At 71.7% G+C, this 21,446-nt stretch carries 26 protein-coding genes; 6 read left to right on the top strand and 20 right to left on the bottom strand.

The annotated features are described in order from the left end of the window. Positions 1 to 30: 30 nt before the first annotated feature. A complete protein-coding gene (locus ACIBTX_RS22725; protein ID WP_357169569.1) occupies positions 31 to 777 on the bottom strand; it encodes an alpha/beta hydrolase in 747 nt (248 codons plus the stop codon). Between the two features lie 181 nt (positions 778 to 958). Here ACIBTX_RS22725 and ACIBTX_RS22720 point away from each other — a divergent pair, with 181 nt between their 5' ends. Further along, a complete protein-coding gene (locus ACIBTX_RS22720; RefSeq protein ID WP_357117724.1) occupies positions 959 to 1,336 on the top strand; it encodes a nuclear transport factor 2 family protein in 378 nt (125 codons plus the stop codon). A 7-nt stretch (positions 1,337 to 1,343) separates the two neighbouring features. On the opposite strand, the gene ACIBTX_RS22715 is transcribed toward ACIBTX_RS22720, so the two are convergent. The 7 genes from ACIBTX_RS22715 to ACIBTX_RS22685 all read right to left on the bottom strand — a co-directional run bounded on the left by ACIBTX_RS22715 (position 1,344) and on the right by ACIBTX_RS22685 (position 8,219). Beyond that, on the bottom strand, positions 1,344 to 1,814 hold the full coding sequence (locus tag ACIBTX_RS22715; protein ID WP_357169566.1) for a molybdenum cofactor biosysynthesis protein: 471 nt from the start codon (positions 1,812 to 1,814) through the stop codon (positions 1,344 to 1,346). Between the two features lie 57 nt (positions 1,815 to 1,871). Then, positions 1,872 to 2,564 carry an urea ABC transporter ATP-binding subunit UrtE gene (urtE, locus tag ACIBTX_RS22710; protein WP_396832963.1) on the bottom strand — a complete coding sequence of 231 codons (693 nt, stop codon included), beginning with the start codon at positions 2,562 to 2,564 and terminating at the stop codon, positions 1,872 to 1,874. Beyond that, positions 2,564 to 3,340: an urea ABC transporter ATP-binding protein UrtD gene (urtD, locus tag ACIBTX_RS22705; RefSeq protein WP_357117715.1), complete on the bottom strand. Its 777-nt coding sequence runs from the start codon at positions 3,338 to 3,340 to the stop codon at positions 2,564 to 2,566. The genes urtE and urtD overlap by 1 nt, the downstream gene beginning before the upstream one ends. After that, on the bottom strand, positions 3,337 to 4,524 hold the full coding sequence (gene urtC / locus ACIBTX_RS22700; RefSeq protein ID WP_357117712.1) for an urea ABC transporter permease subunit UrtC: 1,188 nt from the start codon (positions 4,522 to 4,524) through the stop codon (positions 3,337 to 3,339). The genes urtD and urtC overlap by 4 nt, the downstream gene beginning before the upstream one ends. Beyond that, positions 4,521 to 5,408 (bottom strand): urea ABC transporter permease subunit UrtB, encoded by an 888-nt coding sequence (urtB, locus tag ACIBTX_RS22695; RefSeq protein ID WP_357117709.1) that lies wholly within the window; start codon positions 5,406 to 5,408, stop codon positions 4,521 to 4,523. Before urtB ends, urtC begins: the two co-directional genes overlap by 4 nt. Positions 5,409 to 5,484: 76 nt before the next feature. Next, positions 5,485 to 6,729, bottom strand: coding sequence for an urea ABC transporter substrate-binding protein (urtA, locus tag ACIBTX_RS22690; RefSeq protein ID WP_357117706.1), 1,245 nt, complete (start codon positions 6,727 to 6,729; stop codon positions 5,485 to 5,487). A 407-nt stretch (positions 6,730 to 7,136) separates the two neighbouring features. Further along, positions 7,137 to 8,219: a substrate-binding domain-containing protein gene (locus ACIBTX_RS22685; protein ID WP_357169560.1), complete on the bottom strand. Its 1,083-nt coding sequence runs from the start codon at positions 8,217 to 8,219 to the stop codon at positions 7,137 to 7,139. A gap of 97 nt (positions 8,220 to 8,316) precedes the next feature. Here ACIBTX_RS22685 and ACIBTX_RS22680 point away from each other — a divergent pair, with 97 nt between their 5' ends. Then, complete coding sequence (locus ACIBTX_RS22680; protein WP_396832962.1) at positions 8,317 to 8,781, top strand: MarR family winged helix-turn-helix transcriptional regulator; 465 nt, start codon at positions 8,317 to 8,319, stop codon at positions 8,779 to 8,781. Positions 8,782 to 8,789: 8 nt separating this feature from the next. Here ACIBTX_RS22680 and ACIBTX_RS22675 read toward each other — a convergent pair whose 3' ends face one another. From ACIBTX_RS22675 to ACIBTX_RS22640, 8 genes are all read right to left on the bottom strand, one after another. Continuing rightward, a complete protein-coding gene (locus ACIBTX_RS22675; protein ID WP_357117699.1) occupies positions 8,790 to 9,164 on the bottom strand; it encodes a cupin domain-containing protein in 375 nt (124 codons plus the stop codon). 180 nt (positions 9,165 to 9,344) lie between these two features. Continuing rightward, a complete protein-coding gene (locus ACIBTX_RS22670) occupies positions 9,345 to 10,085 on the bottom strand; it encodes an urease accessory protein UreD (protein ID WP_396832961.1) in 741 nt (246 codons plus the stop codon). After that, positions 10,085 to 10,843, bottom strand: coding sequence for an urease accessory protein UreG (gene ureG, locus ACIBTX_RS22665; protein ID WP_357117692.1), 759 nt, complete (start codon positions 10,841 to 10,843; stop codon positions 10,085 to 10,087). The genes ACIBTX_RS22670 and ureG overlap by 1 nt, the downstream gene beginning before the upstream one ends. After that, positions 10,833 to 11,654 carry an urease accessory protein UreF gene (locus ACIBTX_RS22660; RefSeq protein WP_396832960.1) on the bottom strand — a complete coding sequence of 274 codons (822 nt, stop codon included), beginning with the start codon at positions 11,652 to 11,654 and terminating at the stop codon, positions 10,833 to 10,835. The genes ureG and ACIBTX_RS22660 overlap by 11 nt, the downstream gene beginning before the upstream one ends. Then, positions 11,654 to 13,357: an urease subunit alpha gene (locus tag ACIBTX_RS22655; protein ID WP_396832959.1), complete on the bottom strand. Its 1,704-nt coding sequence runs from the start codon at positions 13,355 to 13,357 to the stop codon at positions 11,654 to 11,656. Before ACIBTX_RS22655 ends, ACIBTX_RS22660 begins: the two co-directional genes overlap by 1 nt. Then, a complete protein-coding gene (locus ACIBTX_RS22650; RefSeq protein ID WP_357394704.1) occupies positions 13,354 to 13,704 on the bottom strand; it encodes an urease subunit beta in 351 nt (116 codons plus the stop codon). Before ACIBTX_RS22650 ends, ACIBTX_RS22655 begins: the two co-directional genes overlap by 4 nt. Then, the gene (locus tag ACIBTX_RS22645) at positions 13,701 to 14,003 is read right to left on the bottom strand and encodes an urease subunit gamma (RefSeq protein ID WP_222957358.1); all 303 of its coding nucleotides are present in this window, start codon (positions 14,001 to 14,003) and stop codon (positions 13,701 to 13,703) included. Before ACIBTX_RS22645 ends, ACIBTX_RS22650 begins: the two co-directional genes overlap by 4 nt. Positions 14,004 to 14,095: 92 nt before the next feature. After that, positions 14,096 to 14,233, bottom strand: a complete 138-nt coding sequence (locus tag ACIBTX_RS22640) for a hypothetical protein (RefSeq protein ID WP_357117672.1) — start codon at positions 14,231 to 14,233, stop codon at positions 14,096 to 14,098. A 162-nt stretch (positions 14,234 to 14,395) separates the two neighbouring features. Here ACIBTX_RS22640 and ACIBTX_RS22635 point away from each other — a divergent pair, with 162 nt between their 5' ends. After that, a complete protein-coding gene (locus ACIBTX_RS22635; RefSeq protein ID WP_357117669.1) occupies positions 14,396 to 15,217 on the top strand; it encodes a hypothetical protein in 822 nt (273 codons plus the stop codon). Positions 15,218 to 15,271: 54 nt separating this feature from the next. Here ACIBTX_RS22635 and ACIBTX_RS22630 read toward each other — a convergent pair whose 3' ends face one another. The 4 genes from ACIBTX_RS22630 to ACIBTX_RS22615 all read right to left on the bottom strand — a co-directional run bounded on the left by ACIBTX_RS22630 (position 15,272) and on the right by ACIBTX_RS22615 (position 18,774). Continuing rightward, positions 15,272 to 15,706 (bottom strand): hypothetical protein, encoded by a 435-nt coding sequence (locus ACIBTX_RS22630; protein ID WP_396832958.1) that lies wholly within the window; start codon positions 15,704 to 15,706, stop codon positions 15,272 to 15,274. A 207-nt stretch (positions 15,707 to 15,913) separates the two neighbouring features. Then, positions 15,914 to 16,486: a CbrC family protein gene (locus tag ACIBTX_RS22625; protein WP_396832957.1), complete on the bottom strand. Its 573-nt coding sequence runs from the start codon at positions 16,484 to 16,486 to the stop codon at positions 15,914 to 15,916. Positions 16,487 to 16,861: 375 nt separating this feature from the next. Next, the gene (locus ACIBTX_RS22620) at positions 16,862 to 17,509 is read right to left on the bottom strand and encodes a hypothetical protein (RefSeq protein WP_396832956.1); all 648 of its coding nucleotides are present in this window, start codon (positions 17,507 to 17,509) and stop codon (positions 16,862 to 16,864) included. Positions 17,510 to 17,583: 74 nt separating this feature from the next. Continuing rightward, entirely contained in the window at positions 17,584 to 18,774 is a 1,191-nt protein-coding gene (locus ACIBTX_RS22615) for an LLM class flavin-dependent oxidoreductase (protein ID WP_396832955.1), read from the bottom strand. Positions 18,775 to 18,921: 147 nt separating this feature from the next. Between ACIBTX_RS22615 and ACIBTX_RS22610 the strand changes: the two genes are divergently transcribed. The 3 genes from ACIBTX_RS22610 to ACIBTX_RS22600 are packed head-to-tail and all read left to right on the top strand — an operon-like array spanning position 18,922 to position 21,418. Next, on the top strand, positions 18,922 to 19,887 hold the full coding sequence (locus tag ACIBTX_RS22610) for an aliphatic sulfonate ABC transporter substrate-binding protein (protein ID WP_396832954.1): 966 nt from the start codon (positions 18,922 to 18,924) through the stop codon (positions 19,885 to 19,887). Continuing rightward, positions 19,884 to 20,714, top strand: a complete 831-nt coding sequence (locus ACIBTX_RS22605) for an ABC transporter permease (RefSeq protein WP_357117652.1) — start codon at positions 19,884 to 19,886, stop codon at positions 20,712 to 20,714. The genes ACIBTX_RS22610 and ACIBTX_RS22605 overlap by 4 nt, the downstream gene beginning before the upstream one ends. Continuing rightward, entirely contained in the window at positions 20,687 to 21,418 is a 732-nt protein-coding gene (locus tag ACIBTX_RS22600; RefSeq protein ID WP_396832953.1) for an ABC transporter ATP-binding protein, read from the top strand. Before ACIBTX_RS22605 ends, ACIBTX_RS22600 begins: the two co-directional genes overlap by 28 nt. Positions 21,419 to 21,446 lie beyond the last annotated feature (28 nt).

Here is a 21,446-nt window from a genome sequence, read left to right as displayed (position 1 = left end):
CACGAAGCCTAGTACGCACCGCCGTCCGAGCTAGCCCATGGTGGCGCGGGCGGCGGTGTCGATGAAGTCGGCGACCGGGCCTGGTTGCGAGACCGCCACGGCGTGCGACCCGTCGACCTCGACCACGGTGGACCCGGCCCGCTGGGCCAGGAAGCGTTGCAGGTCCGGCGGGATGCCCTGGTCCTGCGTGCTGATCAGGGTCCACGACGGGATGGTCTTCCAGGCCGCCTTTTTCACGGACCCGGTCTGGGCCATCGCGGAGGCCGGCCGCTGGGTGACCGCCATCAGCTCGGCGAGCTCGGGGTCGACGTCGGCGGCGAACACCTCCGGGAACACGTCCTGCTTGATGTACTGGTCCATGGCCGTCCCACCGTCGGGCAGGGGGTAGGGCACCATCTCGATGGACGTGACGAGCTGACTGCCGGGGTACTTCATGACCAGGTCGACCACGCTCTCGCCGACGTCCGGGCTGATGCTGGCGACGTACACCAGGGCTTTCACGTTGGCCGCGCCGTCCGCGGCCTCGGTGATCACCAGTCCGCCGTACGAGTGCGCGACCATCACGACCGGACCGTCGACGTTGTCCACGACGGAGCGGGCGTACGCCGCGTCCCCCTGCACATCGCGCAGCGGGTTGGCGACGGCGATGGCCGGATAGCCCCGGCGCTTGAGGTTGGCGATCACCCCGTTCCAGCTCGACGAGTCGGCGAAGGCCCCGTGCACGAGCACGATGGTGGGCAGCCCCGCCTGCTGGCCGGACGTGTCAGAGGCAGTCATGCGGCATCACCTTCCGTGGCATAAAGCCAGTATTCGGGATGAATCAGGCTGCTGTCGGCGATTCCCCGACACGGGCGGGCGCGCCGCCGCGCCGATGCCCCACGTCCCGACGGGTCGGCCTGCCACAATGCGGTCAGTCCGGACGGTGACGCCGGGAGTGGGAGACCGGGAGGACGGCGCCATGCCGGACAGCGCACGCGAGGCGGAGCTACTCGACGCTGAACGCACCCTGCAGGCCGCGCAGCGGGCCGGTGACGCCGCCGCCCTCGACCAGTTGCTGGTCGACCAACTGATCGCGATCGGCCCCGACGGCCGGAAGCACACCAAGGCCGAAGATCTCGCCGCGTACCGGGACCGGACCTCGGTCGTCGAGGAGCTGACCGAGGAGGAGTTGGACCTGCTCGTCGTCGGGTCGACCGGGGTGACGTTCTGCCTGGCCCGGGTCGCCGGGATGTTCGACGGCGCGCCGTTCAGCGCGCGCCTGCGCTACACCCGCACCTGGGTGCACGACGACCCGCACGGATGGCGGGTGCTCGCCGCGCACATCAGCCAGGTCTGAGCGTCGGTCAGCTCACGGTGGCGGTGACCGGGCCGATCCGCAGCACGCCGTCGTGCAGGGGGGTGCAGCGGACGCCGCCCGTGGTGCGCAGCGCCTTCCAGGTGCCCGGGCCGACCGTGACGTCCATCCAGGCGCAGGGGCGCGCGGCCCGGTTCACCCGCAGGCCGACCGGGCCGTCGCCGGAGTCGAGGACCAGCACCCGGCCGATCAGCTCGTCCACGGCGAGGCCGGCGGTGAGGATGTTGCGGCGGACCTGCGCCAGCCCGATGCCGGCCGGCAGCGACTCCTGGGCGATCACCGTGACGCTGGCGTCGCGGTGTGCCGCTTTGCCGAAGTAGCGGTCGCCGACGATGCCAAGGCCGGCCCGGATCTGGACGGCGTCGACCAGCTCGCCGGGGGGCGCGGGTGCCGGACCGTCGCTGGGCCGGCCCAGGAAGCGGTGCACGGGCGAGGCCAGTAACTCGACGATCTGCGCCATGGCAGGGATTCTACGAACCGGAGGGTGCCGCCGGGGCACGCTCCGGCCCGAGCCGGCTCAGACCGCCAGGGCCGCGCGTACCTCCCGCTCCGCCGTGACTCCCCCGTCGCCGTGCGAGGTGACCCGGCCGGATTCGAGGACGTGGTAGCGGTTCGCCACCCGCAGCGCGAAGCCGAGGTGCTGCTCGACGAGCAGCACACTGAAGCCGGACTGCCGGGTCAGCTCGACGATCCGCTCCTGGATCTCGGCGACCACCGACGGCTGGATGCCCTCGGTCGGCTCGTCGAGCATGAGCAGCCGCGGCCGGGTGATCAACGCGCGGGCGATGGCGAGCTGCTGACGCTGTCCGCCGGAGAGCAGCCCCGCCCGCCGCCGCAGCAACGGGCGCAGCGCCGGGAAGAGGTCCAGCACCTCCGCCGTGGCCACCGCGCCGTCGCGCCGGCCGTCGGCGACCAGGCGCAGGTTCTCCGCCGCCGTGAGGTGCGGGAAGCACTGCTGGCCCTGCGGCACGTACGCCATCCCGCGCGCCACCCGCTCGTGCGGCGCGAGCCGGGTGACGTCCTCGCCGTCCAGCTCGACCACCCCGGCGGTCGGGCGCAGCAGGCCCGCCGCGACCCGCAGCAGGGTGCTCTTGCCGGCGCCGTTGTGCCCGAGCACCGCGGCCACCCCGTCCGGCGGGACGGCGAGGTCCACCCCGTGCAGCACCCGGGAACGTCCGTAACCGGCGTGCACCCCACGCAGGGTCAGCATCATGCCTCCGAAGGACTGGGGACCGACCCGGCGTCGACCGAGTGGCCAAGGTAGACCTCCTGCACGCGCGGGTCCGCCTGGACCTGCGCCACCGTGCCCTCACTGAGCACCTTGCCCGCGTGCAGCACGGTCACGCTGCGCGCGAAGCGCCGCAGGAAGTCCATGTCGTGCTCGATCACCACGACCGTGCGGTCGCGGCTCACCGTCTCCAACAGGGCGCCGGTGGCGTCGCGCTCCTCGTGGCTCATCCCGGCGACCGGCTCGTCGAGCAGCAGCAGCCGGGCGTCCTGCACCAGCAGCATGCCGATCTCCAACCACTGCTTCTGGCCGTGCGCGAGCGTGCCGGCGAGCTGGTCGGCCCGGCCGGTCAGCCCGATGGTGTCCAGCGCGGCGGCCACCTCGTCGGGGATGCCCCGCCGTCGCCGGGCCAGGGTGGCCCAGCTCCGGCGCGCGCCGGCCGCGATGTCGAGGTTCTGCACGACCGACAGCTCCTCGAAGATCGTCGACGTCTGGAACGTCCGTCCGACACCGAGGCGGCTGATCCGGTGCACGGGCCGACCCAGCAGCTCCTGATCCCCGAAGCACACCGATCCGGTGGCCCGCACCAGGCCGGTGATCGCGTCCACGAGGGTGGTCTTGCCCGCGCCGTTCGGCCCGATCAGGAACCGGATGTCCCCGGCGGGCACCTCCAGCGAGACGCCGTCGACCGCGGTGAAACCGTCGAAGCTGACCCGCACGTCACGGACGGACAACCCGTCCAGTCGGTCGTCGCTCATGCCACTTCCACCTCCGCCCGGTCGGCGCGTCGCCGGGCCAGCGGGAACCACCCGCGCCGGCTCGACGCGGGGTCCGCGTCGCGGCGACGGGCCAGCGCCCACAGCGACGCCAGGCCGCCGGGAAGGAACGCCACCACCACCACGAAGAGCAGACCCTGGAGGTACGTCCAGGTGCCCGGGAACCGTTCGGAGAGGGCGGTACGCGCCCAGGCCACCGCGACCGCGCCGAGCACCGGCCCGAGCAGCGTGGCGCGACCGCCCACCGCGACCCCGATGACGAACTCGATCGACGGGACGATGCCGATCAGGGCGGGCGAGATGATGCCCACCGCCGGCACGAACAGCGCGCCGGCGAGGCCTGCCATGCCGGCCGCCACCACGTAGGCGACGAGTTTGACCGACGCCGGGTCGTAGCCGAGGAAGCGGACCCGCTCCTCGCCGTCGCGCACCGCCACCAGCAGTTCGCCGTAGCGGCTGTGCATGAGCTGGCGGGCCAGGGCGAGCAGCGCCAACAGAATGCCGGCGATGATGAAGTAGACCATCCGCTGGTTGACCGGGTCGTCGAGGTCGTAACCGAAGAAGCCCTGGATGTCGGTGAGCCCGTTGGTGCCGCCCGTGGTCCCCTGCTGACCGATCAGCAGGATCACCATGGCGGCGGCGAGGGCCTGGCTGAGGATGGCGAAGTACGCGCCCCGCACGCGGCGACGGAACACCAGCGAGCCGAGCCCGAAGGCGACGGCCATCGGCAGCAGCACCGTGGCGGGCAACGCGAACCAGGGGCTGGCGAACGGCCGCCACCACACGGGCAGTTCGTCGAGCTGCCCGTACAGCTGCATGAAGTCGGGCATCCCACCGGGACCCGCGTCGGCGAGCTTGAGGTGCATGGCCATCGCGTAGCCGCCGAGGCCGAAGAAGACGCCCTGGCCGAGGGTGAGCATGCCGCCCCGACCCCAGGCGATGCCGATGCCGACGGCCACCATGGCGACGCAGAGGTACTTGGCGAGCAGGGCCAGCCGGAAGTCCGACAGCGCCAGCGGCGCGACGGCGAACAGCAGCGCCGCGCCGAACGCGAACCCGGCCAGCGTGCGCAGCCGCGAGCGGCCACCGGGCCGTCTCGGTGGCACGGCGTCGGCCGGGGCCGGTGTGCCGACGGTGCTCGGCGGCGCGGGTGTCACGGCGGTCATGCGAGGCTCCTGGTCCGCAGGGTGAACAGGCCCTGTGGCCGCCACTGGAGGAACGCGACGATCGCCACGAAGACGATCACCTTGGCGACGCTGAGGGTGGTGAGGTACTCCCCGGTGGCCTGGAGCACGCCGAGGGCGAAGGCGACGATCACGCTGCCCTTGAGCTGGCCGATCCCGCCGACCACGACGACCAGGAAGGCGTCGATGATCAGGTTGGTGCCCATGGTCGGGCCGATCGGGCCGAGGAGGGTGAGCGCCACCCCGGCGAGCCCGGCCAGGCCGGAGCCGACGAAGAACGTCGTCCGGTCGACCCGGGCGGTGGGGATACCGGACACCGCGGCGAGGTCGCGGTTCTGCACCACCGCGCGGATCCGACGCCCCAACGGGGTGAGCCGCAGCGCCAGGGTGAGCGCGGCGACGGCGGCCAGCGCCAGGGCCAGGATGAACAGCCGGTTGTTGGCGACGGTCAGCCCGCCGGGCAACGCCACGTTGCCGGTGAGCAGGTCCGGCGCGCGGGTCTGCACGTTCGGGCTGCCGAAGACGTCCCGCGCGAGTTGCTGCAGCATCAGGGACACGCCCCAGGTGACCAGCAGGGTGTCCAGCGGGCGGGCGTAGAGCCGACGGATCAGCAGGATCTCCAGCAGCACACCCATCGTGCCGGCGACCACGAACGCCACCGGCAACGCCACCAGCAGGGAGACACCGGCCCCGCTGATGCTCTGTTGCAACACGTACGTGGTGTAGGCGCCGGCCATGATGAACTCGCCGTGGGCCATGTTGATCACGTTCATCTGGCCGAAGGTCAGCGCCAGCCCGAGCGCGATGAGCAGCAGCACCGCGCCGATGCTGATGCCGGTGAAGAGTTGACCGAAGAGGACTGTCACGGTGGGTACTCCGTACTGCTGGTCGGGGGGCCCGGGGGGGGGCGCGTCGTCGCGCCACCCGCCCGGGCCGGCGTCGTCAGCTCAGGCCGCTCGCCCACGGGTAGGTCTTGAGGTACGGGTCCGGCGCGACCGGCTTGCCGGAGTTCCACACCTCGGTGATCAGGCCGTCCGCGCCGATCTTGCCGATGCGGGCGGTCTTGGCGATGTGCTGGGTCTTGCCGTCGACGGTGACCAGGCCCTCCGGCGCGTCGAAGGTGATCCCGTCGGACGCGCCGCGGACCTTCTCGACGTCGAACGCGCCGGCCTTCTCGACCATCGCCTTCCACAGGTAGACGCTGACGTAGGCGGCTTCCATCGGGTCGCTCGTCGGCTTGTCCGCGCCGTACTTCGCCTTGTACGCGGCCACGAACTTGCTGTTCGCCGCGCCGGGCGTGGTCTGGTAGTAGTTCCAGGCGGTCAGCTGACCCTCCAGGTACTGGGTGCCGATGCCCTTGACCTCCTCCTCGGCGATGGACACCGACACCACCGGCATGGCGGCGGCGGTCAGCCCGGCCGACTTGTACTCCTTGAAGAAGGCCACGTTGCTGTCACCGTTGAGGGTGTTGAAGACCGCCTTCGCGCCGGACGACTTGACCTTGTTGACGATCGTGCCGAATTCGGTGGACCCGAGCGGCGCGTAATCCTCGCCGACCACGGTCATCCCGTTCGCCGCCGCGTACGCCTTGATGATTTTGTTGGCCGTTCGCGGGAACACGTAGTCGCTGCCGACCAAGTAGACCGACTTCGTTCCCTGGGACTTGAGGTAGTCGAGCCCGGGGACGATCTGCTGGTTGGTCGTCGCGCCCGTGTAGAAGATGTAGGGCGACTGTTCCAGGCCCTCGTACTGCACCGGATAGAACAGCAGCGCCTTGTTCTTCTCGAACACCGGCTTGACCGCCTTGCGGCTGGCCGACGTCCAGCAGCCGAAGACGGCGGCGACCCGGTCCTCGGAGATGAGCTTCTCGGCCTTCTCGGCGAAGGTGGGCCAGTCCGACGCGCCGTCCTCGCCGACCGGCTGGATCTTCTTGCCGAGTACCCCACCGGCCGCGTTGATCTCCTCGACGGCGAGCATGATCGAGTCGCGGACGGTGACCTCGCTGATCGCCATGGTGCCGGAGAGCGAGTTGAGCAGGCCCACCTTGACGGTGTCGCCGGAGACGTCGGCGGTGACGCCGGCCGTGCCGCCCTCGTCATTGGTCTTGCTGCCGCACGCGGTCATGGCGGCCGCGGCGACGAGGGTCATGGCACCCGCCAGGATGCGGCGGCCCCAAAGAAGTGACATCTAATCTCCCTGCGGTGCACTCAAGTGGCGAAAGGACGGTCGGTGCGGTCCGGTGGAGCTGAACTTGGCGATGCCGAGGTCGACGGGTGGACGTCGCCGGTGGTCATCGCATCGGGTACGGGCACGCAAAGCGTCGACCGGCATGATTGCGTGAGTGTTTCCCAGTCCTTAATTGACTGTTTCCCCGGCACCTGGAGAGGGCGCACGCCACAATGGCCGACATCGCCTTCACACGACGATGCCGGCACTGATTAATTCGGCTGAGGAAAGGGCCACCACAATGGTCGGCGGACAGATTTCCGCCGACGGTGGACACAATCGCGGTATCCGGCCCCGAGCCAGATACTTCACGCAGGAAGTATCTTAGGGTCGGGCCGGGTGGACCTGTCAAGGGTCCGGACGGTCGGTCAGAGCTGGGCGAGCACGGTGAAGTCGAGACCGTCGGCCTCGGCGAGGTAGATCCGCTGGCGCACGTGCCGCCGACGCAGCCGCAGCCGACCGCGCGGCCCGTGGTACGCCACCGAGTCGGCAGCCGTCTCGATCGCCCGTACGTCGAGGGTGCGGGCCTGCGCGATCAGGGCGGCGAGCAGCATCACACCCTCGTAGCAGGACTCCCCCAGACTGCCCAGCGGCGGCGCCTCCACCCCGAACCGGCGGGCGAACTCGCCGTGGAAGTCCAGGTTCTCCTGCGTCACGAGACCGGCGAAGAAGCCCGCCGTGCTGTAGAGCCGCCGCGTCGCGCCCACGCCACTGGCCAGCAGCATGTTCTCGTCCATCAACGTGCTCAGGCGCAGGCAACGCTGGTCCATCCCGGCCCGCCCGAACGCCCGGTTGAACCGCACCGCGTCCGCGCCGACGAGCAGCATCACCACCGCGTCGGCCTCGCTGCGCTCGATCTGGCGCAGCACCTCGTCGAAGTCGTGCGTCTCCAACGGCAGGAACGCCTGCCCCACCACCCGACCGCCGCCGCGCACCGCGTACCGCTGGGCCGCCCGCGCGGTACGCCGGGGCCACACGTAGTCGTTGCCGACCACGAACCAACGGCGCACACCCTGCTCGCCCGCGAGCAGCCGCATGGCGGGCCACAACTGGGCGTCCGGCGTCTCGCTGGTCAGATAGACCCCCTCGGTACGCTCACCGCCCTCGTACAGCGCGGTGTAGACGTACGGCACGCGGTGGGCGACCCGGGGCGCGAGCGCCTGCCGTACCGAGGAGATGTGCCAACCGGTCACGCCCTGCACGGCCCCCACCGACACCAGCGCCTCGACCTCGGCGGCCACCTCGGCGGGCGGGGCGCCACCGTCGACCGGCACCAGCCGTACCTCCCGGCCCAGCACCCCGCCGCAGGCGTTGATCTCCTCGACCGCGAGCTGGGCGCAGAGTTCGCAGGTCGGGCCGAACATTCCCGCCGGCCCGCGCATCGGGTACACCAGCGCGATGCTGACCACGGCCCGATCGACGGTGAGCCACGGCGGTGCCGGCGCGGACATGAGCACATGATTGCCCGGCCCAGGTCGGAAGACCAGAGTTCACCACGGACCGGGACGACTCGCTACCATGACAGGGCCCACCGGCCCAGGGAGTTCCATGTCAGACGTGCCCGGGGCGCCAGCCGACCTGCTGCGCTCGCTCACCCGCGCCGAACGGCTGCTCTCCCGCCGGTTGGCCGCCGTCCTGGCCGACGACGAGCTGACCACCGAGGCGTGGCGGGTGCTCTGCCTGCTCGCCGACGGTCAGGGCCACCCGATGAGCGAGGTGTCCGCCGAAGCCTCGCTGCCGCCGGGCACGCTCACCAAGCTTGTCGACCAACTCGTCGACCGTAACCTCGTGTTCCGGCGGATCGACGTGCTGGACCGCCGACGGATCCGGGCCTACCTGACTGCCCGCGGCCGCCGCGAGCACGCCCGCCTCGACGAGCGGGTCCGGGCCAGCCTCGCCGAGGTGGGCGTACCGGCCGACAGCGCCCTGCTCGACGACCTCGCCGAGCTGATCGCCCGCCTCGACCCGGCCGGTCGCCGCGACCACGCCGAGGCGACCGGGCCGCGCCGCTGACGTCGGGCTCACTCCACCTTGGTGAGCAGCGGCTTGCCCTTCTCGACGACGTACGTGGCCAACTCGACGGCCACCCCGTCGCCGACGTTGCGGGCCTGGTGGTGGACCCCGTACGGCACGGTCAGGGCGTCACCGACGTTGCACACCACCGGCGGCTGACCGTCGAGGGTGTACTCCAGCGACCCCTGGAGCACACAGATGATCTCCTCGCCGGGGTGGAAGTGCTTGAACGGCGGCGAGTCCGGCGTGAACTCCACCCGGCTCTGCACGACCTCCCGGCCCTCGATGCTGAGATCGTGCCGCTGAAGGTCGACGCGCCACAGCCCGGGAGCGCCCTCCACGGCTGTCGGACTGATGCCCTCGGGTCGAGCATTTCCACTCATCACGGCCTCCTGTGAGCCCTCCGGCGACCGACGATCGCACCTTCGGAGACTAGGAGCATTCCGATCCGGCGGGGCCGAGATGCCGCATAACAACGTCGGGGTTCAGGCCATGACCAGAGGGTTCAAGGAAGGGCCCCCTCCTAACGCCTGGTGTATAAGAAGGGGCCCTTCCTAACGGGATCAGCCCTGGACGCTCGCGCCCACCCCCGCCTCGAGGTGGGCGCGCAGGGTGTGTGCGTCGGGCGCGGTGGCGCTCCACAGCGTCGCCGGACCACCGGCCAGGGGCAGCCGCGCGAGCGTGCCCTCGACCATCGCGGGCTCGGCGGGGCGCGACGGGTCCACCACCAGCAGCGACCCGGTGGCCGACACGCCGCCGAGCACCGCCGGGCCGGCCCAGCCGGGCGCACCCGGCCCCACCGCCAGGGACTGGCGCAGCAGCGGCCGGCCGTCGTAGTCGACCCGGGTGTGCACGACGGCGGCGCCCGGCGTTTCGCCGTACCGGCCGCAGATCACCTCGTCCCGCCAGGTCAGCCGCGCGTCTGCGGCCAGCTCGATGCGGGACTCGGCGAGGTGCGCGCAGCCGGCCGCCGCGACCAGTTGCTCGGGCAGCCAGTGCAGTGCGCCGCCGTCGTGCACCACGGCGCGTACCGCCATCCGCGACACGGCGCCGGGCCGGCCGGGCAGGGCCACCGAGGCGGCGACGCTGTGCACCCGCACCGCCGCGCCCGGCCCCACGTCGATCTCCAGCCGCAGGTCGTCGCCGGCGAGCGGGCCGGCCGCCCCGCCCACCACGTACACGGTCACGACGCGACCGTCCCCGGGCGTCTGGCGCAGCAGCAGCGGCGTCTCGCCGCGCAGCTCCGTCAGGGTCGTGCCGCCCCGGCCGTCGGCGCGGGCCACCACCCGGGCGAACGCGCGCATCAGACCGGGCCGGCCTGCGCGGCGATCGGGTGCAGGGCCGCGTGGTGGGCCAGCTCGTGGCGGATCCAGTCGGCGACCCGACCGGCCGTCGGGTCCCCGACGATCGACAGGAACACGGTCGGCAGGTCGCCGCGCCGGGCCCGCGCGTCCCGGTCCATGACGGCCAGGTCCGCGCCGACCATGGGCGCCAGGTCGGTCTTGTTGATCACGAGCAGGTCGGCGGAGGTGACCCCGGGGCCGCCCTTGCGGGGCACCTTGTCCCCGCCGGCCACGTCGACCACGAAGATCTGCCGGTCCACCAGGCCCCGGCTGAACGTGGCGGTCAGGTTGTCCCCGCCGCTCTCGACCAGCACCAGGTCCAACGGGCCAACCGCCTCGGCCAGCTCGTCCACGGCGTCGAGGTTGGCCCCGATGTCGTCGCGGATGGCGGTGTGCGGGCAGCACCCGGTCTCCACCGCGCGGATCCTGCTCGGGTCCAGCACGCCGGCCCGCTTGAGGAAGTCCGCGTCCTCGGTCGTGTAGATGTCGTTGGTGACCACACCGAGGCGCAGCTCGTCGGCGAACGCCCGGCACAGCGCCGCCACCAGGGCGGTCTTGCCGGACCCGACCGGCCCGCCGATGCCGACGCGCAGCGCCCGGCCGGCCCGCGCGAGCGGCGGATGCGGGTCCACCCCCGGCTCGGGGTGGGTGTGCGGAACAGTCTCGTCGTGCGGGTCGGCAGTGGGCGCAGCGATCGGCGAAACGGTGTCAGGACGCAAAGAGACGCACCTCCCAGGTGGCATGAGCTTCGGCGTAGATGTCGGCAAGGGGCGCGGCGGCCGCGGGCAGCCGTTCGGGTGGATCGTCGGCGGCCCGCGCCGCGTCGGCGGCGGTGCCGTCGCAGAGGTCGGTGAGACCGACCAGCAGGGCCTGCACCTGGTACGGGTCGAGACCGAGCAGGCGTACGCCGGCACTGGCCGCGCCGGTCACCGTCCCGTAGGCGGCGACCGTCGCGGTCTCGGCGCGGTTCAGGCCGGCGGCGGCGCAGAGCAGCCCGAGCACCAACGGCTGGTGCGCTCCCTGCGGTGTCGCGGGCAGATCGTCGAACGGGCCAGCCGACCAGATGGCCCGTCCGGCACGCAGCAGGGCCCGGCCCTGGCGGCGGGACACCCCCCGCAGCGCCGGTGACGCGGTACGGGCGTCCAACTCCGCGTCGAGCCGCGCCAGCGCGTTCCGGCACGGGCTGGCGTCGGCCGGCGCCTCCCCGCGTACGGCCGAATCAGCCGCCACCGCCGGGCGTACGCCGGGATCGGTCGGCGTGGTCGCCCGCCGCGCGGGATGGCCGAGGCCGACCGGGCGCGCGCCGGGGCCGACGCTGGCCGGCGTGACCGCCGCCCGGTGCGCCGCCGCCGCGAACGCCGCGCCGACCAGACCGGCGGTGGCCAGCCGGCCGACGAGGAACGCCTCCAACGAGGCCAGGTCGGTGACCCGGCCGGCGGCGACGGCGGCCTCCAGACCACCGGAGTGCGCGTGCGCGCCGGCCGGGAAGCGACCGTCGGCGAGCAACAGGAGCAGGCTCGACGTCGGCATCAGAACAGGAAGTACCGCTGGGTCATCGGCAGGCGGGGCACCGGGTCCGGTTCCACCACCTCCCCGTCGATCCGCACGGTGAAGGTGTCCGGGTCCACCTCGATCCGGGGCATCGCGTTGTTCTCCGGCAGGTCGGCCTTGCCCCGCGAGCGCACATCGGCGACCGGCACCACCCGTCGCCGCACGTCCAGGCGCAGCCCGGCGTCGAGGGCGGCCGGCGCGACGAACGCCAGGCTGGTGGCCGCCGCCGCGACGCCGTACGCCCCGAACATCGGTCGCGGCAGCATCGGCTGCGGCGTCGGGATGGACGCGTTGGCGTCACCCATCTGGGCGTACGCGATCATGCCGCCCTTGATCACCAGGTGTGGTCGTACGCCGAAGAACGCCGGGTCCCACAGCACCAGGTCGGCGAGCTTGCCCGGCTCGACCGAGCCGACCTCGCCGTCCAGCCCGTTCGCCATCGCCGCGCAGATGGTGTATTTCGCCACGTACCGCCGGGCCCGGTGGTTGTCGGCGGCCCCGTCGCCGGGCAGCGCGCCCACCCGCTCCTTCATGACGTGCGCGCTCTGCCAGGTCCGCAGGATCACCTCGCCCACCCGGCCCATCGCCTGCGCGTCGGAGCCGATGATGGAGATCGCGCCGAGGTCGTGCAGCAGGTCCTCGGCGGCCATCGTGGACGGTCGGATGCGGCTTTCGGCGAAGGCCAGGTCCTCGGGCACGGACGGGTTGAGATGGTGGCAGACCATCAGCATGTCCAGGTGCTCGGCGAGGGTGTTGGCGGTGTACGGCCGGGTCGGGTTGGTCGACGACGGCAGCACGTTGGGCTCGCTGGCCACCGTGATGATGTCCGGCGCGTGCCCGCCGCCCGCGCCCTCGGTGTGGTACGAGTGGATGGCCCGACCGCTGATCGCCCGCAGCGTGTCGGCCACGAACCCGGCCTCGTTGAGGGTGTCGGTGTGGATCGACACCTGCACGCCGGAGGCGTCCGCCACCCGCAGACAGGCGTCGATCGCCGCCGGGGTGGTGCCCCAGTCCTCGTGCAGCTTGAAACCGCCCGCGCCGGCGCGCAACTGCTCCCACAGCGCCTCTGGCGAGACGGTGTTGCCCTTGCCGAGCAGCAGGACGTTGACCGGCAGCGTGTCCAGCGCCTCGTGCATGCGCGCCAGGTGCCAGGCGTTCGGGGTGACGGTGGTGGCCCTGGTGCCCTCGGCGGGGCCGGTGCCGCCGCCGACGAGCGTGGTGACGCCGCTGGCGAGCGCCTCGGTGACGATCTCCGGGCAGATGAAGTGCACGTGGGTGTCGACGGCGCCGGCGGTGAGGATCCGGCCGTTGCCGGCGATCACCTCGGTGGCCGGGCCGATGACCAGGTCGGGGTGGACGCCGGGCATGGTGTCCGGGTTGCCGGCCCGGCCGAGGGCGACGATCCGCCCGTCCCGCAGGCCCACATCGGCCTTGACGATCCCCCAGTGGTCGAGCACCACCGCGCCGGTGATGACGGTGTCGAGGGCGCCCTCGGCACGGGTGGCCCGTGACTGGCCCATCGACTCGCGGATCACCTTGCCACCGCCGAAGACCGCCTCGTCGCCGCCCACGCAGTGGTCGGTCTCGACCTCGATCAGCAGGCTCGTGTCGGCCAGCCGGATGCGGTCGCCGGTGGTGGGCCCGTACAAATCGATGTAGCGGTCCCGCCGCACGGCGCTCACCGCGCCGGCCCGTCGGTCGTCGGTCTGGCTGGTGACGCGGTGTCCAGGGGCCCGGCGCACTCGCCGCGCAGGCCCGGCACGACGCGCGCGCCGCCGAGCGGCACCAGGTCGACGCTGCGGCTCACGCCCGGTTCGAACCGGACCGAGGTACCCGCCGGGACGGCGAGACGCTGCCCCCAGGCGACGTCCCGGTCGAACGCCAGGGCCGGGTTGGCCTCGGCGAAGTGGTAGTGCGAACCGACCTGCACCGGACGGTCGGCGGTGTTGACCACGACCAGCGTGGTGACCGGCCGACCCACGTTGATCTCCACCGGGCTGTCCGCCGGCAGGATCTCCCCGGGGATCACGGGATCGGGTGGTGCACCGTCACGAGCTTGGTGCCGTCCGGGAACGTGGCCTCCACCTGCACCTCCCTCAGCAGCTCGGGGATGCCGTCCTGGACGTCGTCGCGGCCGAGCACGGTCCGGCCGGCCGACATGAGGTCCACCACCGAACGCCCGTCCCGGGCCCCTTCGAGCAGGAAGGCGGTGATGATCGCGACGGCTTCGGGATAGTTGAGTCGCAGGCCGCGCTCGCGGCGGCGGCGGGCGACATCGGCCGCGACGTGGACGAGCAGGCGGTCCTGCTCGTGCGGGCTGAGGAACACGGGATTCTCCGGTGGGGTTCGGCGTGGTCGGCTCGCCGTCGGCTCCGCGCTGAGCCACGCCCGGACAGCACCACCCGGGGTACGAGCTGGGATCACACGACCGCCGTGACGACCGTCGACGGGGTGGCCCGGGACTCCACCATCCCGGCCCGCACGACGGGCACCCGGCGGTGTCGGTCGGATGCGGACCGCACCGCCCACCGCTTCAGCAGACCGTAGAGGATCGTCACCGGCGGCGGCAACAGTGTGCCCGGGATGAGAGATCACGCTGGGACGTCGGACAGTTGACTCGATCCGCGCCGCAAGGCGGTCCGCCGACGAGCGCGCTGATGGGATCATGACGGGGGCGGTACAGTCCGCTCCGGCACGGCTATCCACAGTGGAGGTAACCGTTGGGTGAGTCCCCGCCCCCCGCACCGGCCGGCGGCAACAGCGACGACCGCCGGATCAGGACCCTCGCCGTGATCGGCGTGGCGGCGAACGTCCTCGGCGTGGTGACCGCGGTGGAGAGCTGGCTCAAACAGGACGTACTGTTGTTCGCGCTCACCCTGACGGCGGTCCTGGTGCTCGGGGCGTTCTGGCTCTGGCGGCGGCGGACCCGCGTCGCGATCGCGTTGCTGGCACTGGGTTGCCTGCTGCTCGGCGGTGTCCTGGCGAGCCAGCTCCGCGATTCGTCGACGCCGCCACCCACCGCCGGCTCCTCGTCGACGTCACCGCCCGCCGCCGGAGGGCCGACGGCGGCCGCGACGCCGAGCGCCAGCACGGCCGCGCCGCCCGCCGGCCAGACCACCCCGACCCCCGGGGGTACGACGGACCCCGACGCGCCCCGCACCCTCGTCGAGCAGACCGTGGTGCTGCCCCGGGAGGCCGCCGTCGACGTCGACAAGCGGGATCAGCCGGTCGTGCCGCACCACTCCGACGGGGCCACGGACGGGCTCGACCTCTACCACGATTGGGGCGATCTGCGTTCGGACAACATCCAGGTCGCCAACGCGCCGAGCGTGTACCAGTACTCCGGCGGCAACCCCGGCCAGGCGTACGCGGGGTGCGTCGCATCCGCCACCGGCTCGGCGCGGGCCTTGTTCACGCCCGGCGCCGACTGGTGCTTCCGCACCTCGGAGGGACGCCTCGGGTTCGCCACCATCACCAACGACAGCCGCGCGGACAAGGCGTTCGTCGTGCGCGTCGTGGTCTGGGACGCAACGGGCGGCTGACGCTGCGCCGCATCGCGTCGCGGAGCCCGCTTCTGCCGAGCAGCGGGTAGGAGATCATGCGCGATGATCCGGTGCGGCATGGGAGGCGTCACTGTTCGGTGCTGAGCTGAACTTTCGTGTATCGCCACGTGCCAGTACTTGTTTGATCATCGGGCGGGTGTAGGCCTTCTCCGGATCCTCCGAAGCATCGCCGCCGTGGTAATACTCGCCTTCGTCGAAGGCCTCGAACACGTCAAGAAACACCTCGGGTGGCGCGGTGTCGAAGGTGGCCGTGTGGTGACCATAAAACCAGTTGACAATCTCGTCGCACGTCCCAAACGGCAATCGGCCCTGGTCATAGCGGGTGGCCAGTTCCATGGCCAGACCATCCAGGAAGGCGTCGTAGTCGAGCCGGGTCCACGCCGTCCATCGTTCGATGTCCTCTCTTCCCGTGATAATTTCCTCGCCGCGCGCGTCCCGGCTGACGAGTTCTGTCAGCACCTCGCTCATCCGCATACGGAATTCCACCATGTACACGACCGCCCGACGACTCTCTTGTCGATCATCCAGTAGCTCCCTGCCTCGACGGTGAGCCGGCAGAGGTCATACACGCTTCTGCTGCGCCCTGCGCGTCACGGAGCGCAGCCAGATGACGCCCGGGTGCGGCATCCGGACGTGCCGAAGAGAGTGGGTCTGCGTCTCGGCGATAAGCCGCGGTCAGCCGATATCCCAGGACGCGAGGTGAGTCCCGCAATGCAGGCACTGGAACAGATACGCGGTGGGCTCACCGTTGCTATCGAGCCGGTGCAGGAACTCTTCGGTTTCCTCGGGTGACCAGCCCAGTTGCCGGTGGCTTGCCCGAAGCATGTTCACGGCGTCCGGATGCGGTTCGACATCGCGGTAGCCAGCCGGGCCGAGAAAGGCCGCGCCATCGCCGCAGTGGTATAGCCATGACTCTTGCTGCCATCCGGTGAAGCCAGGGGTCCGGCGAGTGATCTCCTCGATGACGTGGTGCGGCACGTCATCAGGCACGTCGACCGCGTCGCTGAACTCGGCAGGCATGTCCAGGATGTCGCTGCCATCAGTGGCGACGGCAACGACGCCGAGTGCCCTGGAAGCCTCCCCGGAGTAGATGCAGTGCAGGCAAAGAGTCTCGGGTTGTCCGCCGCAGATCGGTCCCCGGTAGCGAACTTGCCGAAGTTGACCGCAGACGCTGCATTCGTGCTCAATCTGCATCGCCGAGCCCGTGGCCAAGGGATCAGGGTGGTATCGAAACACCGGCTCGGTCACGAGCCCCATCATGCCAACTGTTGGTCACAGCCCCGACGGGGCTGCTGGTCCCTACCACGTCGCGCCCAGCGGCACCCTTCTGCCGCAGACAGCTTGCGCTGCGGCAATGCGGACACGCCGCTGTCCGCCCAGGCTAGGGCTTGGGACGCCCCGCGAACGGCGAGGCGCCCCCGGACTCGGCCCGGCTCGAACGGGCTGCCACCCTCTCCTGGCGCATCAAGGGCGCGGGTCATCCGGAGCCACCGCACCGTGGGCGAGGACAGAGAGAGCTTAGCCGCACCAAGACGCACGGACATGCCGCTGATCACGCGTGGTGCATAGCCCAACGTGCATAGGCGCTTCGTGCTCCGCCTTGGTAATGTCGCCCGGCTCGTCTCAGGAAGGCCCGGCGGTCCAGGGCGCGTCCGGCCCGGTTCGGTAGGCGCTCTCGCCGGGGCCGAGGTCGAGGACGTCGAGCAGCGTGAGGTCATGTTCCACGGCGTGGTGAAGGTGGCTGAGCTTGCCCGTCGCGGGGTCGGCGTCGCTCGCGCCGATGAGTTGCCAGAGTCCGTCGTCGGCGTCGTGGCTGACGTACAGGATCGGCTCTTTCTGCTCGAAAACCTCGCTGGTCTGGATGCTGTTGGTCTCCAGCAGCCAGTGTTTCATCCACCGCGCGCGCCGGTCACGCTCCATGACGAGGTCCACCACCCACCAGATGAACGGCAGATCGTCGTGTGCGCGGGCCGCGGTCGCGGTGAGGTCCGGGCCGCCCTCGGGGACTCGCTCGAACGGCTCGTCGACGAGCGAGCAGGCGTAGCTGTTCTCGCTGTCGAAGATGATCGCGTGGAAGCTGGCGCCGCCGGGGTTTCCGGCCCCGATCCCTACCGTCAGCCGGGCGACGTGCTGCTCGGAGTTGGTCGTCCAGCCGAACGCGTACGAGGCGAGTTCGCCGTGGGGCCCGACGAACTCACCGAAAGCGCGCCGTTCCACACCCGAGCCGGCCTGCGTCTCGGTCAACCGGCCCTCGATCACCTTCGGATTCACGCGGCGAGACTACCGGCACGGACGAAACGGGAGGTAGGCAGCGGGGCGTCGCTGGGCGCTGGCGCGCCGCCTACTCAACGACCAACGATCGCGGGCTCCGGCGTCGGGCGGGGTGTCGTCGTGCCGGCGAAGGGGACGTCGACCTGATCCGCCACCGAGGGCTGGGCGTCGGGGTGTTGCCACAGGCCGCGCTGGCGCAGGATCGGTAGCACCCCCTCGCCGAACCAGTACGCCTCCTCCAGGTGGGGGTAGCCGGAGAGGATGAACTCGTCGATGCCGAGAGCGTGGTACTCGGCGATCCGGTCGGCGATCTCGCGGTGGCTGCCCACCAGGGCGGTGCCGGCCCCACCGCGTACCAGGCCGACGCCGGCCCACAGGTTGGGTGCGACCTCGAGGCTGTCGCGAGAGCCGCCGTGCAGGTCGAGCATCCGGCGCTGCCCCTCCGACTCGCTGCGACGCAGCCCTTCCTGCACCGCCTTGATGTCGGCCTCGGCGATGCCGTTGAGCAGCCGGCGGGCCTGTGCCCACGCCTCGTCGGCGGTGTCGCGGGCGATGACGTGCAGCCGGATGCCGAAGCGCAGCTCCCGACCGGCCTGGGCGGCCAGGGCCCGTACCCGGTCGATTTTGTCGGCGACCTGGGCCGGCGGCTCGCCCCAGGTGAGGTAGACGTCGCTGTTCCGCACGGCCACGGGCAGGGCGGCGGCGGACGAGCCACCGAAGTAGACCGGCGGCGTGGGGTCGGGCAGCCGGTGCAGTCGCGCCTGCTCGACACGCAGGTGGTCGCCCGCGTGGTCGACGGTCTCCCCCCGCCACAGCGCGCGGACGACGTGCAGGAACTCGTCCGTGCGCGCGTACCGGGCGTCCTTGTCCAGGAAGTCGCCGTACGCCCGCTGCTCGGTCGACTCGCCGCCGGTGACCACGTTGAGCAGCAGTCGGCCCCGGGACAGCCGCTGGAAGGTGGAGGCCATCTGCGCGGCCAGGGTGGGTGAGGTCAGGCCGGGCCGGAACGCCACCAGGAACTTGAGGCGTTCGGTGACCTCGGTGAGCATCGCGGTGCTGAGCCAGGCGTCCTCGCACCACGCGCCGGTCGGGGTGAGCGCGCCGACGAAGCCGAGTTGCTCGGCGGTGCGGGCGATCTGACCCAGGTAGGCCACGCTCGGCGGGCGGGCGCCCCCGGCCGTGCCGGTGGGTACGCCGTGTCCACCGCCGACGACGTCCCGGCTGTCGCCGTTGGTGGGCAGGAACCAGTGGAAGGTGAGGGTCATCGGGACTCTTTCCGTGTGTGCGCGCGGCGCTCCTGAGGGGTGGGACGAACCCGCCGACAGCCTACCCATAAAACCTATCGGGTTAGTAGGCTACCGCCCACGCCGGTCGACGCGGCCCGGCTCATCCGCTCATGTCAAGGAGCCGCCATGCGTACCCCCTCACCTGTTCGTCCCCTGCTCACAGCGGCGTTCACCGCCCTCGTCCTGCTCGCTGCGGGCGGCGTGAGCGCCTGCGGCGGGTCCGCCGACGCCGGTGACGACGGGGGCAAGCTGCGGATCGGCTACCAGCGCTTCGGCGGGCTCAGCCTGGTCAAGGCGCGCGGCGCGGCCGCCGACGTCGAGTGGTCGCTGTTCGAGAGCGGGCCGGCGCTCACCGAGGCGCTCAAGGCCGGGTCGATCGACATCGGACAGGTGGGCGAGGCCCCGCCGGTCTTCGCCGCCGCCGGCAAGATCCCGTTCTCCATCATCGGCACCTCCGCGCCGATCCCGCAGGGTGAGGCCGTGCTGGTCAAGGCCGACAGCGGCTACCGCAGCTTCGCCGACCTCAAGGGCCGGACGGTCGCCCTCAACAAGGGCTCCAACGTGCACTGGCTGCTGGTCCGGCTGCTGGAGGCCAACAGGATGACGCTGCGCGACATCAACGTGAAGTACCTCAAGCCGGCCGAGGGACGGCCCGCCTTCGACAGCGGGCAGGTCGACGCGTGGGTGATCTGGGACCCGTACTTCGCCCTGGCCGAGCAGCCGGGCGTACGGGTGCTCGCCGACGCGACCGGCCTGGCCAGCAACCGCGAGTACGTGCTGGCCGCCCCGGATGCGGTCACCAGGCGCACGGACGACGTCCGGGCGTTCCTTGCGAAGTACCGCGAGGTGACCGACTGGGGCATCGCCAACCCGCAGGAGCGGGCCCGCACCCTCGCGCCGGAGTTGAAGATTCCGGAGGACGTGACCAGCCGCGCCCTGGCCCGCAGCGCCAGGCCGCTCGCCCCGGTCAGCCCGGCCATCGGCGACGAACTTCAGGCGATCACCGACAGCTTCATCGCGCTGGACCTCATCCCGGGACCGGTCGACATCAGGAGCCGGGTGGACGACCGGTTCAGCGCGGTGTTCCAGTGAGTCGTACCCCTCTGCTGGAGACGCCGCCGGAGGTGGCGGCCGAGGCGACGCCCGAAGCGCGCCCCCGGCGGACCCGGCGGTGGCGGCGGCTGCTCAGCCCGGTCGCGCTGGTGCTGGGCTGGGAGCTGGCGGCCCGGACCGGCGTGCTGGCGCCGGAGAAGCTGCCCGCTCCCAGCGACATCCTCGCGACCGGCTGGCGACTGTCCCGCGACGGCACGCTCGCCGTGCACCTGGTGGACTCCCTCACCCGGGCCGGCGCGGGGCTGCTCATCGGCGGCGTGCTGGCGCTCCTCCTGGGCACGGTGGCCGGGTTGTTGCGCCTCGGCGACGATCTCGTCGACCCGCCGGTGCAGATGGCCCGCATGTTGCCGCACCTGGGCCTGGTGCCTCTGCTGATCATCTGGGTCGGCATCGGCGAGTCGCTGAAGATCAGCCTGGTGGCGCTCGGCGCGTTCTTCCCCGTCTACTTCAACACGTACGCCGGCATTCGGGACATCGACGAGCGGCTGGTGGAGGCGGCGCGGGCCTGCGGGCTCGGGCCGGCCGCCCGGCTGCGTCACGTGGTGCTGCCCGGGGCGCTGCCGTCGCTCTTTCTCGGCCTGCGCCTCGCGATCGGCGCGGCCTGGCTCAGCCTCGTGGTCGGCGAACAGGTCAACGCCCAGACCGGCATCGGCTTCCTGATGATGGAGGCCCGCGAGTTCAGCCAGACCGACGTGGTGCTCCTCGGCCTGCTCGTCTACGCGCTGCTCGGGCTGATATCCGACCTTGCCCTACGCGTGGCGGAGAGGAGGATGTTGACATGGCGACGCGGACTGCGAGCCACCTGATCGGCGCGACCCCGGTGCTGACCGCGACTGCGATCCGCCGGTCCTTCGGGCCGACGGTCGTGCTGGCCGGGGTCGACCTGCGCATCGCCCGGGGCGAGGTCGTGGCCCTGCTCGGCGGCAGCGGTTCGGGCAAGAGCACTCTCCTGCGCATCCTCGCCGGCCTGGACGGTGAGGCGACCGGTGAGACCGCCGTGCACGGCACCGCCGCCGTGGTCTTTCAGGAGCACCGGCTCCTGCCCTGGAAGCGGGTGGCGGCCAACGTCGGGCTCGGCCTGACCGGCCCGGACACCGCCGGCCGCATCGAGCGGGCGTTGACCGAGGTCGGGTTGGCCGAGCGGCACCGGGCCTGGCCGGCCGAGCTGTCCGGCGGGCAGGCACAGCGGGTCGCCGTCGCCCGGGCACTGGTCCGCGAACCGGACCTGCTGCTGCTCGACGAGCCGTTCGGCGCTCTCGACGCGCTCACCCGGCTGCGGATGCAGGTGCTGCTGCGCCGGCTGCGCGCCGAACACGGCTTCGCCGCCCTGCTGGTCACCCACGACGTGGAGGAGGCGCTGCTGCTCGCCGATCGGATCCTGCTCCTCGACGAGGGACGCATCGCCGCGGACCTGCTCGTCGACCTGGCCCCCACCCGCACGCCGGACGACCCGGGCTTCGGCGCGCTGCGCCGTCTCCTGCTCGACCGGCTCGGCGTTCCCACCACCTGAGGCCCACCAGCTTACGAAGCGGAGATGC

This window comes from Micromonospora sp. NPDC049359 (assembly GCF_044466585.1).
Classification (GTDB): Bacteria; Actinomycetota; Actinomycetes; order Mycobacteriales; family Micromonosporaceae; genus Micromonospora.
Note: the sequence above shows the minus strand (reverse complement) of the source record. Positions and strands in the feature narration are given on the sequence as shown.

What these genes read in the sequence shown, in the direction of transcription:
- ACIBTX_RS22610 (WP_396832954.1), top strand. Translation starts at nt 18,922, where the DNA reads ATGCGTACCCCCTCACCTGTTCGTCCCCTGCTCACAGCGGCGTTCACC.
- ACIBTX_RS22600 (WP_396832953.1), top strand. Translation starts at nt 20,687, where the DNA reads ATGGCGACGCGGACTGCGAGCCACCTGATCGGCGCGACCCCGGTGCTG.
- urtD (WP_357117715.1), bottom strand. Translation starts at nt 3,340, where the DNA reads ATGAGCGACGACCGACTGGACGGGTTGTCCGTCCGTGACGTGCGGGTC.
- ACIBTX_RS22725 (WP_357169569.1), bottom strand. Translation starts at nt 777, where the DNA reads ATGACTGCCTCTGACACGTCCGGCCAGCAGGCGGGGCTGCCCACCATC.
- ACIBTX_RS22675 (WP_357117699.1), bottom strand. Translation starts at nt 9,164, where the DNA reads ATGAGTGGAAATGCTCGACCCGAGGGCATCAGTCCGACAGCCGTGGAG.
- ACIBTX_RS22715 (WP_357169566.1), bottom strand. Translation starts at nt 1,814, where the DNA reads ATGGCGCAGATCGTCGAGTTACTGGCCTCGCCCGTGCACCGCTTCCTG.
- ACIBTX_RS22720 (WP_357117724.1), top strand. Translation starts at nt 959, where the DNA reads ATGCCGGACAGCGCACGCGAGGCGGAGCTACTCGACGCTGAACGCACC.
- urtC (WP_357117712.1), bottom strand. Translation starts at nt 4,524, where the DNA reads ATGACCGCCGTGACACCCGCGCCGCCGAGCACCGTCGGCACACCGGCC.
- urtE (WP_396832963.1), bottom strand. Translation starts at nt 2,564, where the DNA reads ATGCTGACCCTGCGTGGGGTGCACGCCGGTTACGGACGTTCCCGGGTG.
- ACIBTX_RS22680 (WP_396832962.1), top strand. Translation starts at nt 8,317, where the DNA reads ATGTCAGACGTGCCCGGGGCGCCAGCCGACCTGCTGCGCTCGCTCACC.
- ACIBTX_RS22670 (WP_396832961.1), bottom strand. Translation starts at nt 10,085, where the DNA reads ATGCGCGCGTTCGCCCGGGTGGTGGCCCGCGCCGACGGCCGGGGCGGC.
- urtA (WP_357117706.1), bottom strand. Translation starts at nt 6,729, where the DNA reads ATGTCACTTCTTTGGGGCCGCCGCATCCTGGCGGGTGCCATGACCCTC.
- ACIBTX_RS22615 (WP_396832955.1), bottom strand. Translation starts at nt 18,774, where the DNA reads ATGACCCTCACCTTCCACTGGTTCCTGCCCACCAACGGCGACAGCCGG.
- ACIBTX_RS22660 (WP_396832960.1), bottom strand. Translation starts at nt 11,654, where the DNA reads ATGCCGACGTCGAGCCTGCTCCTGTTGCTCGCCGACGGTCGCTTCCCG.
- ACIBTX_RS22630 (WP_396832958.1), bottom strand. Translation starts at nt 15,706, where the DNA reads ATGAGCGAGGTGCTGACAGAACTCGTCAGCCGGGACGCGCGCGGCGAG.
- ACIBTX_RS22685 (WP_357169560.1), bottom strand. Translation starts at nt 8,219, where the DNA reads ATGTCCGCGCCGGCACCGCCGTGGCTCACCGTCGATCGGGCCGTGGTC.